The 1,107-nt window shown below is 39.1% G+C and carries 1 protein-coding gene; it reads left to right on the top strand.

The annotated features are described in order from the left end of the window. Positions 1–240 precede the first annotated feature (240 nt). Positions 241–1,107, top strand: an 867-nt coding sequence (locus tag J7R12_RS08555) for a phosphoserine transaminase (protein WP_208439061.1), incomplete at its 3' end; no start/stop codon positions are given.

Raw genomic sequence — 1,107 nt, 5'->3', positions numbered from 1 at the left:
GTTAGTGTATCGTTATCAGGATGCTATCTTTATCGTGGTGATGACGCGAGGAAATTATTTTAGAGAATCAATCTCGAAGCATGGTTTAAGAGAGATGTTTTTAAAAGATTTCCGCGTATTTTGAGCTTACGAAATAAATAGAAAACATTTTTGACTTTTGTTTGCAAAGACTATTGGCGCAGTCTTTGTAGTAATTCGCCTTTCTTTAAAGAAAGGCAAGCCGTCTAAAGGGGAGAAATAATGATAATGTTAAAAAAACCAAGTTGTCGTCCAAATAATCCTAATTTTTCTTCAGGTCCTTGTAGTAAACGTCCTAGTTGGAGTCTTGAAGTTCTTAAAAATGCATTAGTTGGACGTTCACATCGATCGAGAGAAGCGGCATTAAGACTTGCTGAAGTCGTTAATTTAACGCGTGAGGTCCTTGAAGTGCCCTCTGATTATCGTATAGGGATTGTTCCTGCTTCAGATACCGGTGCTGTTGAGATGTCTCTATGGTCTTTATTAGGTGAGCGTGGCGTTGATATGGCGGCGTGGGAAAGTTTTGGATCGGGATGGATTGCAGATGTTGTTGAGCAATTAAAGCTTCCTGATGTGCGGTGTTTTGAAGCTCCTTATGGTGAATTACCAGATTTAACACAAATTGATTTTGATCGTGATGTTGTTTTTACATGGAATGGAACGACTTCAGGTGTGTGTATTCCTAATGCAGATTTCATTCCAGATAAGCGAGCAGGGTTGACAATTTGTGATGCAACATCAGCAGCTTTTGCGCAAAATCTTGATTTTTCAAAATTAGATGTTGTTACTTTTTCATGGCAAAAAGTTTTAGGAGGGGAAGCAGCACATGGTATGTTGATTTTAAGTCCTCGTGCTGTTGAAAGACTTGAGAGTTATATTCCAGCTTGGCCTATGCCGCAAATTTTCTGTATGACAAAAGAGAGAAAATTAAACGAAGATATTTTTAAGGGGGTAACCATTAATACACCTTCTCTGCTATGTGTTGAGGATTTTCTTGATGGCTTGAAATGGGCAAAGGCGCAGGGAGGTTTAAGGGCATTAATGGCGCGCGTTGAGAAAAACTTTTCTGTACTTGATGCTTTTGTGCGT

Source organism: Bartonella vinsonii subsp. vinsonii (genome assembly GCF_902825235.1).
GTDB lineage: Bacteria > Pseudomonadota > Alphaproteobacteria > Rhizobiales > Rhizobiaceae > Bartonella > Bartonella vinsonii.
Note: the sequence above shows the minus strand (reverse complement) of the source record. Positions and strands in the feature narration are given on the sequence as shown.